This is a genomic window from Pseudoalteromonas atlantica (assembly GCA_007988745.1).
GTDB classification, from domain to species: Bacteria; Pseudomonadota; Gammaproteobacteria; order Enterobacterales; family Alteromonadaceae; genus Pseudoalteromonas; species Pseudoalteromonas atlantica.
In genome coordinates, this window is sequence record BJUT01000013.1 from 48,973 (window position 1) to 66,131 (window position 17,159).

A 17,159-nucleotide genomic window follows, 5' to 3' on the forward strand; every position below is an offset into this window, starting at 1 on the left:
CCTTATTCTATTTTAGGTTTGAGCGAGTAATTGTTTTATTTGTTCGCCCGTACAACCAAAACGTCGCTCTCTGGCAACGTAACACGCAATGGCCTCAGCAAATGCTGCTTCATTAAAATCAGGCCAAAGAGTTTCGGTAAAGTAAAGTTCCGCATAAGCAGCTTGCCATAGTAAAAAGTTACTAATACGAACATCACCACCCGTGCGAATTAGTAAATCCGGCTCCGCTTGGTCTGCCATGCTCATATGCTGTGCTAAGCGCTCTTCTGTAACATCCTCTGCCTTGAGTTGTCCGTTTGCAACTTGTAGTGCTAGTTGCTTTGCTGCATTTGCCATATCCCATCTACCGCCATAATTAGCGGCCACGTTTAAATGCAAACCGGTGTTATCTGCTGTTAGCTCATGCGCAGCGTTTACTTTGCTACGTAAACTTTCAGAGAATCGTGATAAATCTCCAATAATGGTCAGTTTTACATTATTTTTATGAAGCTTTTTTACTTCCTGTGTTAAAACAAACAAAAAAAGCTCCATTAAAGTGTTTACTTCGTCTTCGGGGCGGCGCCAGTTTTCACTACTAAAAGCAAATAAGGTTAACGATTGTATCCCTAATTTAGTACAAAACTGAACAGATTGACGAACTGCGTCCACGCCTTTTTTATGCCCGAACACACGAGGTCTATTTCTAGCTTGCGCCCAACGCCCGTTACCATCCATGATGATGGCAACATGTTTAGGTAAACATTGCTGTGAAATTGTATCAGCGTCTAGAACCATAAATATTGAGTATTCCATAAAAAAACGCCGCCTAGTATACCCTAGACGGCGTTTCAAAACTAATATATTTCATAGCCTGCATTGAGGTTATTTAGCTGTTTAGATTTCCATCAACTCAGCTTCTTTCGCTGTTAGTTGTGCATCCATTTCTTTGATAAATTTATCTGTAAGCTTTTGAATTGTATCTTCTGCTTGACGCGCTTCATCTTCAGAAATTTCTTTATCTTTTAATAAAGATTTTACATCGCCATTAGCGTCACGACGAATGTTACGCACAGCAACACGGCCGCTTTCAACTTCGCCACGTACAATTTTAATTAAATCTTTACGACGCTCTTCTGTAAGCGGAGGAAGTGGTACGCGAATTACTGTACCAGCAGACATAGGGTTTAAACCTAAGTCAGACGCCATAATTGCTTTTTCTACAGCTTGCGCTAAAGATTTATCGAATACGCCAATAGCCAGCGTACGAGAGTCTTCAATCGTTACATTAGCCACTTGGTTAAGCGGTGTATCAGCACCGTAGTACGATACCATAATGCCGTCTAAAATTGCTGGGTGAGCACGACCTGTACGAATTTTTGATAGTTGACTACCTAGTGCTGCTACACTTTTTTGCATGCGCTCTTGCGCATCTTTTTGAATATCGTTAATCACGGTTTAATCCTAATTATTTGATTACTTCATCTGAGGCTTGTGAAGAGATAAGTGTGCCTTCTTCTTCACCCATAATTACGCGTTTTAAGGCGCCTGATTTATTCATGTTAAATACGCTCAGTGGCATATTATGATCGCGAGCGAGTGTAAACGCCGCTAAATCCATTACTTTTAGTTCTTTATCAATAATTTCATTGTAGCTTAAGTGACGGTAAAGCGTGGCTTCTGGGTTTTTAACCGGATCATCACTAAATACGCCATCAACCTTAGTCGCTTTAATTACAGTGTCGGCTTCAATTTCAATACCGCGTAAACACGCAGCAGAATCGGTAGTGAAGAACGGGTTACCCGTACCTGCTGCAAAAATAACAACGCGGCCAGATTTTAATAAGCTAATTGCCTCAGCCCAGTTGTATGCATCACACACACCGTTTAGAGGGATTGCCGACATTAAACGACAATTAACAAATGCACGGTGTAGTGCATCACGCATTGCAAGGCCGTTCATTACGGTTGCAAGCATACCCATGTGGTCACCAACTACGCGGTTCATGCCAGCTTCTGCTAGTGATCCGCCACGTAAAAAGTTACCACCGCCGATAACCAAACCCACTTCTACGTCGAGTTCTACCAGCTCTTTAATTTCTTGGGCCATACGATCTAGCACTTTTGGGTCGATGCCGAAGCCTTCGTCTCCCATTAAAGCTTCACCACTTAATTTGAGAAGAACACGTCTAAAAATAGGTTTACGATTGATAGTCATAGTATTGGGGCCAACTTTTTATTAAATTATGGGTAAAAAATAACCGCGCTTATGATAAACATAAAAGCGCGGTTATTTTAAAGAATTTCTAAGCGTGACGCAAAAGCAAATAGTACTTTAATGGCATCTAATTTCCTTATGCATCACAAATAGTTAATCTTACTCGCCTTTTGCAGCTGCAATTTGAGCAGCAACTTCAGCAGCAAAATCTTCTTCTTTCTTCTCGATACCTTCACCAACTTCTACACGTGCGAAGCTAGTAACTGTTGCGTTTTTCTCTTTAAGAATTTCGCCAACAGATTTTTTAGGCTCCATGATGAAAGCTTGACCAGTAAGAGAAACCTCACCAGTAAATTTCTTCATGCGGCCAACAACCATTTTTTCAGCGATTTCAGCAGGCTTTCCTTCGTTCATCGCGATGTCGATTTGAACTTGCTTTTCTTTTTCTACAACGTCAGCAGGTACATCTTCAGGCGTTAAGTACTCTGGGTTTGAAGCAGCAACGTGCATTGCAATGTGCTTAAGAGTTTCTTCATCAGCAACACCTGCAACAACAACACCAATACGCTCACCGTGACGGTATTCAACAAGTGTTTCACCAGTGATGTACTGAAGACGACGTACGTTGATGTTTTCACCAATTTTAGTTACTAGCTCAACACGGTCTTCTTCAAACTTAGCTTGTAAGTCTTCGATAGTGATTGTTTCAGCGATAGCAGCGTCAGCAACTTTGTTAGCAAACGCTAAGAAGCTTTCGTCTTTTGCTACGAAGTCAGTTTGACAGTTAACTTCTACTAGTACTGCAACACCATCGTTTTGCTTGATGATGATAGTACCTTCAGCAGCAATGTTACCTGCTTTCTTAGCAGCCTTTGCAGCACCGCTCTTACGCATGTTTTCAATCGCTAATTCGATGTCGCCATCAGTTTCAGTTAACGCTTTTTTACAATCCATCATGCCAGCGCCAGTACGCTCGCGTAATTCTTTAACTAGGGCAGTAGTTACAGCCATTAGTAAATCCTCAAATCTGAAATCAGGTATTAGATAAGCGGGTAAACCGCTCTACAAGAATAGCAAGTCTTCACCTTAAAAAGATGAAGACTTGATGACAGCTAATTACTCAGCTTCTACAAAGTCGTCTTTCTCAGCTTGAGCAACGATGTTGTTCTCACGACCTTCAGTGATAGCAGCTGCAACAGAGCTAGTGTAAAGGTTGATTGCACGGATAGCATCATCGTTACCAGGTACGATGTAATCAACACCGTCTGGGTTAGAGTTAGTATCAACGATTGCAACAACTGGAATACCTAGGTTGTTTGCTTCACGGATAGCAATGTGCTCGTGATCAGCATCGATAACGAAGATAGCGTCTGGAAGGCCACCCATGTTTTTGATACCGCCAAGGCTCTTTTCAAGCTTTTCCATTTCGCGAGTAAGCATTAACGCTTCTTTCTTAGTTAACTTCTCGAAAGTACCGTCTTGGCTTTGAGCTTCAAGGTCTTTAAGACGCTTGATTGACTGACGAACTGTTTTCCAGTTAGTTAACATACCACCTAACCAGCGGTGGTTAACGAAGAACTGGTCGCTTTGTAAAGCAGCTTCTTTAACTGCTTCGCTTGCTGCGCGCTTAGTACCAACGAAAAGAACTTTACCTTTGTTTGCAGCAGCACTTGATAAAAACTTAAGTGCGTCGTTGAACATTGGTACTGTTTGCTCAAGGTTGATGATATGTACACGGTTACGTGCGCCGAAGATGAAAGGCTTCATCTTAGGGTTCCAGTAACGTGCTTGGTGACCAAAGTGAACACCAGCTTGAAGCATATCGCGCATTGAAACGTTTGCCATTTTGTAAATCCTCTATGTAGTTTAGGGTTAGGCCTCCACATATCCCATAGCACCAACACCGAAGTATTTAAACTTCAAATGCACCCAAGTGTATGTGACGATACGCGTGTGTGTTAAAATAAAATTGTGTTTGCCTTAAATACAAAAAATCATTTAAGAATTTATTTGTAAAAAGACGGCGCGCTTTATACCATATTAAAATTAAATACTCAACGTCGCGTGCAAAATTTGTGCGACGATAAATGTTAAAAAACGCAACTTTGGAGCCTCAATGAGCGCTGTGATCAAGACCCCTGAAGAAATTGAAAAAATGCGTGTAGCCGGGCGTTTAGCGGCAGACGTACTTGAAATGATTGAACCACATGTAGTGCCAGGTGTGACTACTGATGAGCTAAATACAATTTGTCATGATTATATTGTAAATGTGCAAGATGCCATACCTGCGCCACTAAATTATCACGGTTTTCCTAAGTCGGTTTGTACCTCTGTAAATCATGTAATTTGCCACGGTATTCCAAATGACAAACCGCTAAAAGATGGCGATAGCGTCAACATTGATGTAACCGTAATTAAAGACGGTTACCACGGCGACACCTCAAAGATGTTTCATGTAGGTACGCCTAACATTCAAGGTAAACGCCTTGCACAAGTAACGCAAGAAAGCTTATACCTTGCCATTAAAATGGTAAAACCAGGTGTGCGTTTAGGCGATATTGGTGAAGCAATTCAAAAATACGCAGAGAGCTTTAACTACTCAATTGTACGTGAATACTGCGGCCACGGTATTGGTAGGGAATTTCATGAAGAGCCTCAAGTAATGCACTACGGTAAAGCGGGTACTGGCGAAACACTTAAAGCCGGTATGTGTTTAACAATAGAGCCAATGGTTAACGCAGGTAAGCGCCAGTGTAAACTTTTAAAAGATGAGTGGACTGTAGTTACACGCGACCGTAGTTTGTCTGCACAGTGGGAACACACCCTATTAGTGACTGAAAATGGTGTTGAAATTTTAACGCTGCGATCAGATGATACTATCGACAGGATTATCGAACACTAATAAAAACCGAGCCACTTGATAAAAGTATTTAACCTCTAATCGGGTTAATACATTTAATAACATACTGAATTATATGTAATATTTAATTTATTTTTTCCAAGTTGGAGATTTTCAGTGAAAACAAATCGAATTGACGCGCCAAATAGCGAGCCTATTTGCAAGTGGATTCAACACTGTTAACACTGAAAATAGCCGCTGGGGATAGACTTATTACTTCACGTTCAGGTTGTTTATCAATGCTAACGGTTCAATAAGGAGCCAGCCCACGTGGCATTACCCAACAAAGTAAAAAAGTTGCTTAGCGATGCTGAGCAACTGAGCGATTATCGCGATTGTTCTAGCTATTTTTATAAGTGGTTACATAACGAATTTTCTAAGCAACCAGTTGGTAATTTAATTAATGCCCGGGCTGAGTTTATAGACCGCCTGCTAATTAAACTGTTTCATGTTTACGATTTAGCTCACGAGCCTGATCTTGCCCTTATTGCCGTGGGCGGGTACGGCCGTGGCGAGCTACACCCCTACTCCGATATTGACTTTTTATTGCTTGTTACGCAGCCGCCTAGCGAGCAAATATGCGAAAAAATAGGCCAGTTTGTTACCATGCTATGGGATCTCAATTTAGAGATAGGCCACAGTGTGCGTACCATTGAACAAGCCATAGAGCAAAAACGTGAAGACGTTACCTTTGCCACCAGCTTGCTCGAAAGCAGGCTCATTTTTGGTAATCACATTGAGTTTGAAAAACTCAAAACGCATATTATAGAAACCCCTGTTTGGCGCTCAGGCGAATTTTTTGTAGCCAAAGTGCAAGAGCAAAACCTACGCCATAAAAAGTGCCACGGTACTGCTTACAACCTAGAGCCAAACATAAAAGAAAACCCCGGTGGCCTTCGCGATTTACAAACCATTATTTGGGTTGCTAAAAAGCACTTTAGAGCCGAAACCCTACAAGAGCTAATTAGCCACGGCTACTTAACGCATGAAGAGTTTCAGGAGCTTTCGGAGTGCCTAGAGAACCTTTGGAATATTCGCTTTGCACTGCATTTAGCCGCTGGGCGCTCAGAAAACCGTTTGTTGTTTGACCATCAACCACACACAGCTGAAATACTTGGCTTTGGTAGCGATGGTAAAGCTTCGGTTGAGCGTATGATGAAACGCTTATTTAGAATAATGAGCCGCGTACGCGAGCTTAACCAAATGCTGCTATCGTACTTTGAAGAAAGTATTATGCCAGAGAGCAGCGAAGCGCCAGTGATTGAGTTAGACAAAGACTTTGAACGCGTTGGACACCAAATTAGGGTTAAAAACCCATCGGTATTTTTTAGACGCGATCAACTTTTTGTTTTGTTTGAGCATATTGCCGACAACCCCGAAATTACCCATATTTACCCAAGTACTATTCGTACCATTAGACAAGTACGCAGGCGCCTATTAGGTGACTTACAAGATTACGCAGCGTGTCGCGAGGCATTTATGCGTATTGTAAAACACCCTAACGGCATGGGCCGCGCATTCACGCTCATGCACAAACACGGCATGTTGGCCGCGTATTTACCACAATGGCGTAATATATTTGGGCAAATGCAATTTGACTTATTTCATGCCTACACAGTAGATGAGCACACCCATAAATTAATCAATAATATTTACCAATATTTTGATAAATCTAAAGTGAGCGAGTTTCCTATTTGTAGCGAAATAGTAACCCGTATGGATAAGCCAGAGCTGCTTTATTTAGCGGGTATTTTTCATGATATTGCTAAAGGGCGTGGCGGCGATCACTCAGAGCTAGGCTCAGTGGATGCCATTGCTTTTTCTAAATTACATGGCTTCCCATCATCTGATGGCAAGCTTATATCGTGGCTAGTTGGTAACCATTTACTTATGTCGGTCACTGCGCAGCGTAAAGACATAAATGACCCAAGTGTTATTAAAGACTTTGCCTCACGCGTAAAAACAGAGCGCCAACTCGATTACCTCTATTGTTTAACTGTTGCCGATATACGCGCAACCAACGACAACTTATGGAATGATTGGAAAAACACTCTACTACGCGAGTTATACTTGCATACTCAGCGCGCATTACGCCTAGGGCTTGAAAACCCAATGGATCAACGCGACCAAATACGCGATAAAAAACACCAAGCTAAACAGCGCTTACTTAATTTGGGCTACCTAGAAAACCAAATTGATTTAATTTGGAGCCGCTTTAAAGCCAATTACTTTACTGCCTTTAGCGAGCAGCAAATATCATGGCAAACCGAGCACCTATTAAAATGCGCAGACTTAAGCCTACCCAGTGTTATTGTTTCTGATAAAGCAATGCATGGTGGCACGCAAGTGTTTGCTTATAGCCCATACTCTGGGCCGTTATTCGCTCGCTTGGTTAGCGTAATTGGTTCTAAAAAGGCGCAAATACAACACGCTCAAGTGCTTACGACCAAAGATGGCTACGCCCTATTTAACTTTGTAATACTTGAAGTGAGCGGCGACCCTATTGCAAGTAGCCGTGCTCAGTCAATTAAGCGTGGGCTTGAGCAAGCACTTAGCGAACCACGTAAAAAAATACGCTTTAAAAAGAATCGCTCGCAACGATTTAAAGACTTTAATATTAAACCTAAAATAGTGCTGCGCCCTCATGCACGTAAAGATCGCAGCCTAATAGAAATTCAAGCTGTTGATATACCCGGTTTACTTACTAAAATTGCCGAAGTTTTCCAAGCGCATTTATTACACATTCACGCAGCCCGTATTACAACGGTAGGTGAACGTGCAGAGGATTTCTTTGTCGTATCAAATAACGAATACCAAGCGCTGACTGATGAAGAGCAAGCCAAAATTCATCAGGCATTACGTAAAAAATTCAACGCCGAAACAGAATAAGGACACACCATGTCAGATTTAAAAACCATGATAGAAAACGCCTGGGATAACCGCGATAGCATTAGCCCAAGCAGTGTATCTAGCGATGTAAAACAAGCGATTATTGACGCACTAGAGCTTCTTGATAGCGGCGCTGCACGCGTTGCTGAAAAAATATCAGGCGAATGGGTCGTACACCAATGGCTTAAAAAAGCCGTTTTACTATCATTTCGTATTCGCGACAACCAACCAATGAACGACGGCGTAAACCAATTTTACGATAAAGTACCGCTTAAATTTAGCGACTACACACCGGAGCAGTTTCAACAAGGTGGCATGCGCGTAGTACCAAATGCTGTAGCACGTAAAGGCAGCTTTGTAGGTAAAAACGTCGTACTGATGCCATCGTATGTGAACATTGGCACCTACGTTGATGAAGGCACCATGGTTGATACATGGGCAACTGTTGGCTCGTGTGCACAAATTGGTAAGAACGTACACTTATCGGGCGGCGTGGGCATAGGCGGCGTTTTAGAGCCACTTCAAGCTAACCCTACCATCATTGAAGACAACTGCTTTATTGGCGCACGCTCTGAAATTGTTGAAGGTGTAGTAGTAGAGGAAGGCGCTGTTATTTCAATGGGCGTTTACATTAGCCAAAGCACCCGTATTTACGACCGTGAAACCGGCGAAATTCATTACGGCCGCGTACCAGCAGGCGCAGTAGTAGTACCAGGCGCACTACCATCAAAAGATGGCACTCACAGCCTATACGCTGCAATCATCGTGAAAAAGGTAGATCAACAAACACGCGAAAAAGTAGGCATCAACGCCCTACTACGCTCAATTGATGATTAAATGAAGCGATAAGCTTTTAGCTGTAAGCCCTAAGCTGATTGGTGTTAAACGTAGGTTGGGTTGAGTGAAACGAAACCCAACAACACATTAAAGCTTAGTGTTTTAGCAAAATTTAGAAAGCTCTAAGCCCTTTGGGTTTAGAGCTTTTTTGTTTAGATTAGAGTTTATCTCTTAAATAGCTAAACCGTTGGGTTTCTCTGTGCTCAACTCAACCTTAATTCAAAGCAATATACGTTTACAAACAAACGACTGAATTAGCCAACACACCCAAGATATAATAAGGTAGTAAAGCATACTTGAAAGTTAGCAATTAATATTAAGGATTAATATGACAAAAACTGCTTTACGCTCAACTATTTTACTACCGGTATTTTTGCCCGCGGTATTTATTATTCTGCTTTTGGTCATTGGTACAAGTAGTAACCCTGAACTGGCAGGGCAAGCATTCAGTGTCGCCCTCAAGTGGATAACAGAAACCTTTGGCTGGTTTTATATGTTATCAGTTGCCATCTTCTTAGTTTTCATCGTTTGTGTTGCCGCCTCCAGCTGGGGAAATATCAAGCTGGGTCCTGATCATGCGCAACCCCAATACAGCTTTGGTGAATGGTTTGCCATGCTATTTTCGGCCGGTTACGGAGTCGCATTACTTTATTTTGGTGTAGCAGAACCCGTGCTCCATTATGCATCTCCGCCGGCAGGCGCCGCAGAAACCGTTAATGCCGCTAAGCAGGCTATGCAAATTGCATTTTTTCATTGGGGTTTTCATATATGGGCAATTTATGGGATTGTTGGTTTAGTGCTTGCTTACTTTGCATTTCGCCACGGCCTTCCGCTGTCTATTCGCTCAGCCTTGTATCCACTTATTGGTGATAAAATATATGGCCCTATTGGACACACTGTTGATGTGTTTGCCATATTAGGCACGCTATTTGGTATTGCCACAACGTTAGGGCTTTCGGTTACTCAAATTAATGCCGGGTTGCACTACTTATGGCCAAGCATCCCTACTAATACCACGGTACAAATTACCGCTATTGTTATTATTACCGCAGCGGCAACGCTTTCTGTAGTGGCAGGTATGGATAAAGGAGTGAAGCGTTTATCTATAATAAACATGACACTCGCCGTATCATTAATGGCCTTTGTGTTTTTTATTGGCCCGACTATTCATATTCTTGAATCGTTTTTACAAAATACCGGCAGCTACCTCAGTGGTATTGTTGAGCGTACTTTTAATTTACAAGCCTATAGCCGTAGTGATTGGATTGGTAACTGGACCCTATTTATATTTGGCTGGACTATAGCGTGGGCACCCTTTGTTGGTATGTTTATCGCTAAAATTAGCCGCGGCAGAACCATTAGGCAATTTGTTGTGGGCGTAATGCTAGTTCCGACTATTTTTACCTTTTTATGGTTTTCTGTATTTGGCGATACCGCGCTAAATTTAATAATGAATGAAGGGTTTAATACTTTAATAACCGATGTTCAAGCGAACCATGCCGTTGCGCTATTTCAATTATTTGAAGTGCTACCGTTATCGTTTATTATTTCGCTACTGACGGTTATTTTAATCATTACCTTTTTTGTAACCTCATCTGACTCGGGCTCGTTAGTTATTGACTCCCTCGCCTCTGGCGGGAGTATTGATACGCCTGCATGGCAACGGGTGTTTTGGGCTGTGCTTGAAGGCGCTGTGGCTGCTGTTTTACTAGTAGCAGGTGGGCTAAGTGCACTGCAAACCATGACAATAGCCAGTGCCCTACCCTTTGCTATTATTATGCTTATTGCAACCGCGGGACTTTGGCGCGCACTTACCATTGAAGGCCATCGCGATACGAGCTTACAAGCACATGCGCTCAATAGCCGTAATGTTAACCTATCTCATTGGAAGCGCCGGTTAGCCGCTATGGTTAATTATCCCAATAAGGAAAAAGTGCATACCTTCATTAGTAGTGTAGTGGTAAAAGCAATGCAAGCTGTTCAAGCAGAATTAAAAGCGCGCCAGTGGCATGCCGAGGTAGATTTTGATACTGACTTAGGCCGCGCCCATTTAACCGTACTACGCCATGAACATGTTGATTTTGTGTATGACATTCGTCTTACTGAGCACCCTATGCCAAGCTTTGCCTATACAGAGCTAAAACCGGATGCTGATAACTCCGAGATGTATTACAAGGCAGATGTTTTCTTACGCCGCGGTGGGTTATCTTACGATGTATATGGCTACAGTGAAGATGATATTGTGAAGGACATTCTTGATCAATTTGAGAATTACTTGCACTTTTTAGGTAACAGCCCAGGGGAACTTCCGTGGGATATGGCCGAACACGATGACATGTTAAATAGCGACAAACCTTAAATAAAGGTATTAATTAACAGCGCAATTTTGATGCAATAAAAAAGGCACTTAAAAGTGCCTTTTTAATCTGCTCAATTAATTTTTTAATTACAGCGCGTTAAATACGTCGTCTGTTTTAGCTGCGCAAATAAAATCGTTTTTGTGTAGGCCTTTAATTGAATGGCTCCACCACGTTACGGTTACTTTGCCCCACTCGGTTAATAAACCAGGGTGATGGCCTTCATCTTCTGCCATATCACCTACTTTATTGGTAAACGCCATAGCTTGTTTAAAGTTTTTAAACTTATAAACACGCTCAAGTTGCATAATGCCGTCGCGTACCTCTGGTACCCAGTCTGGAATTTTTGTAATAAGTTGGGCCAGCTCTTCCTCAGATACCTTTGGCGCATCTACGTGACAGGCTTCGCATTTTTGTTCACTTAATGAAGACATTTTAAATCCTTACTTTAGCGTTTCTTTTTAAATTAAAGTTAACCGGCTAATTTTTCTTTAGGTGGAAATTTTGGGTCGTGCAAACCAAGCGCTTTAGCTTGCTCAACCAAAGTCATAATATCCATTTGCGATATATCAAACAGATCATGAATCGAATTAATGGTGTAGTACTGTGGTTGCATAATATCTATGCGGTACGGCGTACGAAGCACATCAATTACGCTCATAGGCGTTATCTCTGGTGTATCTGAATACACGTACTGGGTTTCACCCGGGCTTGATAATATACCACCGCCGTATATACGCAGGCCGTTTTCGGTTTGCATTAAACCAAATTCAACCGTAAACCAATACATACGTGCAAGGTATACACGATCTTTTTTCTGCGCTGCATACCCTAATTGGCCGTATTTGTGTGTGAATTCGGCAAAGTCAGGGTTTGTTAGCATAGCGCAGTGGCCAAATATTTCATGGAAAATATCAGGTTCTTGCAGGTAGTCAAACTCTTCTCGGCTACGAATAAACGTCGCTACCGGAAATTGTTTGTTTGCCAATAACCTAAAAAATTCATCAAAATCGATAAGCGCAGGTACAGGCGCTACTTGCCAACCGGTGGTGGCAAGAAGCACTTCGTTAAGTTCGCTTAACTGCGGAATACGATCGTGTGGTAGGTTTATTTTTTTAAGCCCATCCATGTACTCATCACAAGCTTTGCCTTCTATGCACGCAAGTTGTCGCGTAACAAGCTCAGACCAAATTTTATTTTCTTCTTCGCTCCAATGAATAACACCGTTTTCATCGGGTGTTTTAGAGGTGTATTTACTTGCTTTAGCCATAAAAACCTTCTTGGGGTTAAGCCCTAAATGTGTGTCAGTGTGATACTCAAGATTAGTGAATATCTAATGCAGCCATACTATGCAAAAGTGAAGAAAAGTTTAATAGTTAGGCGGATATCTACATTTAGCACGATCCCCTAAAGTGTATAGTTAAAATTACATCACCGGCATTAATATTATACAAGCACTAAATTAAAGGCGTTAAGGGTAAATTAAACTGTACACAAATAAATACACCTAACAAATTAATGTAAAAGCTTGGTTTAAGTCGTCAATAATATCGTTAACATCTTCAAGCCCTACAGAGAGTCTTATTAAGCCATCACTTATGCCTGCGGCTGCTCGCTCCTCGGGTGTGTAAGGGGAATGCGTCATTGATGCGGGGTGCTGAATAAGCGTTTCGGCATCACCTAAACTTACAGCAAGTGTGCAAAGCTTCATGCTATCTATAAACTGCGCTCCTTGAGCAAGGCTGCCTTTAATTTCAAATGCAATAACGCCGCCTGCGGCTTTCATTTGCTTGCCTATATATTTGTTGCCAGGGTGCGATTTAAGCCCAGGGTAATAAACAATATTAACCTGTGGGTGCGCCTCTAAATATTCGGCAACCGTTTGCGCGCTTTGGCAATGGCGCTCCATGCGTATAGCTAAAGTTTTTAACCCGCGATTAATAAGCCATGCGTCGTGCGGGCTTATGGTGGCACCAATATCTTTAAGTACCGTCATTTTTATTAAGGTAATGTGCTCATGCGTTCCACACACAAGCCCAGCTACTACATCGCCATGGCCGTTTAAGTACTTAGTGGCACTGTGCACAATAATATCTATGCCGTACTGCTTAGGTGATTGCAGCAGTGGCGTTAAAAAGGTGTTGTCGACCACACTAATTAAATTATGTTGCTTAGCGAGCGCGCCAATTAAGGCTAAATCAATGACTGCCATTGTGGGGTTGATTGGCGTTTCTACAAATATCATTTTTGAATTAGGTTTTATAGCAGCGCGAAGCTCGCCCTCGTTGGTCATATCAACAAAAGTAACTTCTATTCCCCAGCGCGGTAACATGTGGGCAAAAAACGCAAAAGTACATCCATACAATGCACTTGATGCAATTAAATGATCGCCCTGCGATAAAAAGCTTAATACCGACGCCGATACAGCGCCCATACCTGTGGCGGTAGCAGCAGCAGCTTCGCAGCACTCTAACTGTGCTACTTTTTGCTCAAGTTCGGTGGTGGTTGGGTTACCTAGGCGGGTGTAGATATAACCGGGCTCATCGCCTGCAAAACGCGCGGCACCTTGTGCTGCATTTTCAAAATGAAAGGTAGAGGTTTGATACAAAGGCGACGTGAGTGCGCCATGCGGATCATTTGCTTTTTGCGGGCCATGAATACATTGGGTATTAATATGCTGCTTGCTCATTGTGTGCTCTCGTTTTTATTATGTCTGTCAATTACATAAATAAAACGCACCGCAGTTTAAATCACAAGCATGCCGGATGCTCAGATGGCTATTTGTGCAAAAACCGCTCAGCGCGGTTTTGTACACAAATATTGCCACTGCTACTTTAGGACGTTGGCTCGGCCTTTTTACGGCTCATGATTTTGCTGGCAATACTTTGCACTGTGCTTTTTAACAAGCTGCGTTTGTTTTCAAGCCGTGGTAATGGGCGGCTAAGCTCCATTGCTTTGTAACCAATACGTGCTGTAAAAATACCAGCGCTTACACCTTGCGCTGCACGTCCCGAGAGCTTACCTAAAAGCTCAGCGCTGAGTGCTGTGGCTGCTAAATCAGATACAAGCTCAGCACTGCCTACAAACATCACTTGTTTTATAAGCATACGGTAGAGCTTAATGCGGCTTGCGTAACCAAAACCAATGCCATAAATTTTACCAATTTGCTCTATTAACTTAGTACCGCGCCAAAGCACCGCCATCATATCCACCAGCGCAAGGGGGCTTAAGGCAACAAGCAACGCTGACTCTGTCGCAAAGCGGTTTATAAGCTTTTTAGCTTGCGTGTCTTGCGTTATAAGCAAGCTATTTGCGTAAAGGGTCATTATTTCTTTATCGCTATGGTGTGTAGCCACTTGGTTTTTAAACGCTTCGAAGTTGTCGAGCTGCTGGTGCTTGTTTAGTTTTTCAAGCCAAGGTAATGCGCCACCTACTTGCTCGCTATTTAAGAGTCTGTCGGCTTCTTGGCGGTGTAACTGATTACGCTTTAAACTGCGCAGCATTCTGTATTCGCGCCATAGCATGCGTCCAATTAATAGCACACCACTTACCACCGCCGTTAAATACACGCCGCCTAAAATGACCGACTGCTGAAACGCAAACACTAACGAATAAGCAAACTCAAGTAGCACTAACACTAAAAAGCTTACAGCAAACACCCCTTTAAGCGTTTGCCATTTAGACTTTTTATATACCGGCTCTAGGTCTATTTCTTCATCAAGAAGTTCATCTTCAGGCTCTTCAATGTATTCACTTTGACCCTGGGTAATTATTTTTGCAGGAGCAAGCGTCGCCTCAACCTGCTCATCAGCTTGGCTATCAATTCGCCTACCTGCTTGGAAAGTTTGCTGTGTGTCGTTCATGATAATTTATCTCCTAACAAGTACTGCATCACATGATCAAGGCGAATATGCTTAAGTTGCTTATCGGGGTTTTGCATAGGCGCAAACGATAAAAACTCAAAGCCCTGCGCTGGCCACTCGTTTTTATTAAGCATGCGCTTTGGTGGCTGTGGGGGTAAATAAGTAAGCCAATCTTGCTCGTTTAATGGTTTACCATAAATACAATCAAGCGTTTGCCCTTTATCGGCCACTTGGCGCGGCTGCGTTGCTGCAATTGACGACATTGCCATGGTTTCTATTTGTACGCCATCAAACTTTAAGTGATTACTTTGCTCATGCACTAGCGAGTCGAGTAGTAGTGCTAAGTCTTTATGGTGCTTTGCACTTATGTGATCTGACTTATTTGCAGCAAACAGTATTTTATCTATGTTGGGTTTAAATAAACGCTTAAAAAAACCCGACTCGCCATAATTAAAATGTGCGAGTAATTGGTTTATTACACTACTTTGCTCTTGGAGTGTTTCATGGCCTTCATTTAAAGCGCTGAGTACGTCTACCAACACAATTTGGCGGTCAAAGTGTTTAAAGTGCTCATTATAAAATGGCTTAACCACCTCTTTTACATAGGCGTTAAAGCGCTTAATTAAATGCGCTAAGTTAGAGCCAGGCACTACCTCATCACTTTTTATATGCTGCGCATTTACCGGAAAAAACAACAAAAGCGGCGCACCTTGTAAGTCGCCAGGCATTAGCATGCGCCCTGGTTGTAACATGGCAAGCTTAGTATCTTTTTTAAGCCCTACCAGCATACTTTGATAAAGCGCTGCAATGTGTGCAAGTAAGCCTTCATCTACAGGCGCATTTAAATCAAGCTGTTCAAGCGCGTTTAAAAATTCAGCAGAGGTATTCACACGCGGGTGCTGTAGTAACAGCGGGTATTGTTGCTCGCACCACAAGCTATAGCTTTGCTCAAGCATAGGTAAATCAAGTAGCCATTCACCAGGGTAGTCAATAATGTCTAAATACAGCGTAGATTGCGGCGAAAAATGCCCACGCAACCCTGAGGCACTTTGGTATTTAATAGCCAAACGCAGGGTGTTAATACGCTCGGTTGATGCAGGCCATGTAGGCTCCCCATCGCTTGGGAGTAATGCGTTAAGTGCTCGTGGGTAGTCAAACGTAGGCACCTTTAACGCCTCTTGCGGAACAACTTTAGTGGCTATATGGCGGTGCTCTCGCATTACATCAAAAAACGGTAAGTTTTTATCATCGCTTTGTGTTGTAAGGTGCTTAACAAGTGCGGTAATAAACGCGGTTTTACCACTGCCACTTAGGCCGGTTACGGCCAATTTTACGTGTTGATCTAAACTGCGATGAAGGGCTTTTTGGGCTGAACCTTTAATACTTTTAAAGGTTTTTTTGGCAAATGAAGTGCTACTCATAATGGGCTAGCACTTCATTGATGCTGTTAATCACCGAACAAAGTGCTATTAAATCCTTTAAAGTTTGTTGATTTCACGGCTAACCGTAAACTCGCTTGAAGTAACATGGCGCTCCATATCTTGAAGACGCGTGTCTATTCGCGTTAAACGCTCTTTTAAGTCTTGCAATGCGCGGCGCGGTGGCTCGCCTTTTTGCCATACTTTAAATTTAACTTCTAGCGGATCGTCAGTTTTAGTTGAGCTACTAGTATGTATAGTTGTGGGGTCTTTTTTATCTAAAATAAACCACGCTGCAATATACGCTACCACAAATAATGGGCCACCCGTTAGCAGTACCGCACTAACAAAAATAATGCGAACTAACCATAACTCCATATTAAAGTAGTCACTTAATCCCGCACATACACCGGCGATTTTGCCGCGCTGTGGGTCTCTTAATAATTCGCGTTTGGCACTCATACTTTGCGTCTCCATTGTGGTGACTCTTGATCGAGTAATGCTTCAAGGGTTTCTACTCTATCAGCCATTTTTTCGGCCTTGTGGGCAAGTTCCAATAACTGGCGATGTTCATGCTCACTTAACCCTTGGCTCACTTGCTTTTTGCTACGGTAGTGCAAAATTAACCACAGTGGCGCAACAAAAATCATGAACAAGATAAATGGTGCAATTAGTATCTCTGGATCAAACATAATCCTCTCC

Annotated in this window: 16 protein-coding genes; 4 read left to right on the forward strand and 12 right to left on the reverse strand. The window is 42.5% G+C overall.

Annotated elements, in window-relative coordinates; all coding sequences use genetic code 11:
• Nucleotides 1-12: 12 nt before the first annotated feature.
• The 5 genes from PAT01_RS08045 to rpsB all read right to left on the reverse strand — a co-directional run bounded on the left by PAT01_RS08045 (nt 13) and on the right by rpsB (nt 4,039).
• Nucleotides 13-792, reverse strand: a complete 780-nt coding sequence (locus PAT01_RS08045; protein WP_154945302.1) for an isoprenyl transferase — start codon at nt 790-792, stop codon at nt 13-15.
• Nucleotides 793-873: 81 nt separating this feature from the next.
• Nucleotides 874-1,431, reverse strand: a complete 558-nt coding sequence (frr, locus tag PAT01_RS08050) for a ribosome recycling factor (RefSeq protein WP_004586921.1) — start codon at nt 1,429-1,431, stop codon at nt 874-876.
• A 13-nt stretch (nt 1,432-1,444) separates the two neighbouring features.
• Nucleotides 1,445-2,194, reverse strand: coding sequence for a UMP kinase (pyrH, locus tag PAT01_RS08055; protein WP_039972186.1), 750 nt, complete (start codon nt 2,192-2,194; stop codon nt 1,445-1,447).
• Nucleotides 2,195-2,353: 159 nt separating this feature from the next.
• Entirely contained in the window at nt 2,354-3,205 is an 852-nt protein-coding gene (gene tsf / locus PAT01_RS08060; RefSeq protein ID WP_004586919.1) for a translation elongation factor Ts, read from the reverse strand.
• Nucleotides 3,206-3,310: 105 nt separating this feature from the next.
• Nucleotides 3,311-4,039: a 30S ribosomal protein S2 gene (gene rpsB, locus PAT01_RS08065; protein ID WP_004586918.1), complete on the reverse strand. Its 729-nt coding sequence runs from the start codon at nt 4,037-4,039 to the stop codon at nt 3,311-3,313.
• 238 nt (nt 4,040-4,277) lie between these two features.
• On the opposite strand from rpsB, the gene map reads away from it, so the two are divergent.
• The 4 genes from map to PAT01_RS08085 all read left to right on the forward strand — a co-directional run bounded on the left by map (nt 4,278) and on the right by PAT01_RS08085 (nt 11,178).
• Complete coding sequence (gene map, locus PAT01_RS08070; protein ID WP_283234870.1) at nt 4,278-5,096, forward strand: type I methionyl aminopeptidase; 819 nt, start codon at nt 4,278-4,280, stop codon at nt 5,094-5,096.
• A 267-nt stretch (nt 5,097-5,363) separates the two neighbouring features.
• On the forward strand, nt 5,364-7,982 hold the full coding sequence (gene glnD / locus PAT01_RS08075; protein WP_154945303.1) for a [protein-PII] uridylyltransferase: 2,619 nt from the start codon (nt 5,364-5,366) through the stop codon (nt 7,980-7,982).
• 9 nt (nt 7,983-7,991) lie between these two features.
• Entirely contained in the window at nt 7,992-8,819 is an 828-nt protein-coding gene (gene dapD / locus PAT01_RS08080; RefSeq protein ID WP_154945304.1) for a 2,3,4,5-tetrahydropyridine-2,6-dicarboxylate N-succinyltransferase, read from the forward strand.
• A 328-nt stretch (nt 8,820-9,147) separates the two neighbouring features.
• Nucleotides 9,148-11,178 (forward strand): BCCT family transporter, encoded by a 2,031-nt coding sequence (locus PAT01_RS08085; RefSeq protein WP_154945305.1) that lies wholly within the window; start codon nt 9,148-9,150, stop codon nt 11,176-11,178.
• Nucleotides 11,179-11,265: 87 nt separating this feature from the next.
• Here the strand turns inward: PAT01_RS08085 and PAT01_RS08090 are convergent, their stop codons facing one another.
• The 7 genes from PAT01_RS08090 to pspB all read right to left on the reverse strand — a co-directional run bounded on the left by PAT01_RS08090 (nt 11,266) and on the right by pspB (nt 17,149).
• Nucleotides 11,266-11,610, reverse strand: a complete 345-nt coding sequence (locus PAT01_RS08090) for a 4a-hydroxytetrahydrobiopterin dehydratase (RefSeq protein WP_004586913.1) — start codon at nt 11,608-11,610, stop codon at nt 11,266-11,268.
• Between the two features lie 38 nt (nt 11,611-11,648).
• Nucleotides 11,649-12,446 (reverse strand): phenylalanine 4-monooxygenase, encoded by a 798-nt coding sequence (gene phhA, locus PAT01_RS08095; protein WP_029774298.1) that lies wholly within the window; start codon nt 12,444-12,446, stop codon nt 11,649-11,651.
• Between the two features lie 237 nt (nt 12,447-12,683).
• A complete protein-coding gene (gene megL / locus PAT01_RS08100; RefSeq protein ID WP_154945306.1) occupies nt 12,684-13,865 on the reverse strand; it encodes a methionine gamma-lyase in 1,182 nt (393 codons plus the stop codon).
• Nucleotides 13,866-14,010: 145 nt separating this feature from the next.
• Nucleotides 14,011-15,039, reverse strand: a complete 1,029-nt coding sequence (locus PAT01_RS08105; protein WP_154945307.1) for a TIGR01620 family protein — start codon at nt 15,037-15,039, stop codon at nt 14,011-14,013.
• On the reverse strand, nt 15,036-16,460 hold the full coding sequence (locus tag PAT01_RS08110; RefSeq protein WP_154945308.1) for a YcjX family GTP-binding protein: 1,425 nt from the start codon (nt 16,458-16,460) through the stop codon (nt 15,036-15,038). Before PAT01_RS08110 ends, PAT01_RS08105 begins: the two co-directional genes overlap by 4 nt.
• Before the next feature lie 57 nt (nt 16,461-16,517).
• Nucleotides 16,518-16,919, reverse strand: a complete 402-nt coding sequence (gene pspC, locus PAT01_RS08115; protein WP_004586908.1) for an envelope stress response membrane protein PspC — start codon at nt 16,917-16,919, stop codon at nt 16,518-16,520.
• Complete coding sequence (gene pspB, locus PAT01_RS08120; protein ID WP_004586907.1) at nt 16,916-17,149, reverse strand: envelope stress response membrane protein PspB; 234 nt, start codon at nt 17,147-17,149, stop codon at nt 16,916-16,918. Before pspB ends, pspC begins: the two co-directional genes overlap by 4 nt.
• Nucleotides 17,150-17,159 lie beyond the last annotated feature (10 nt).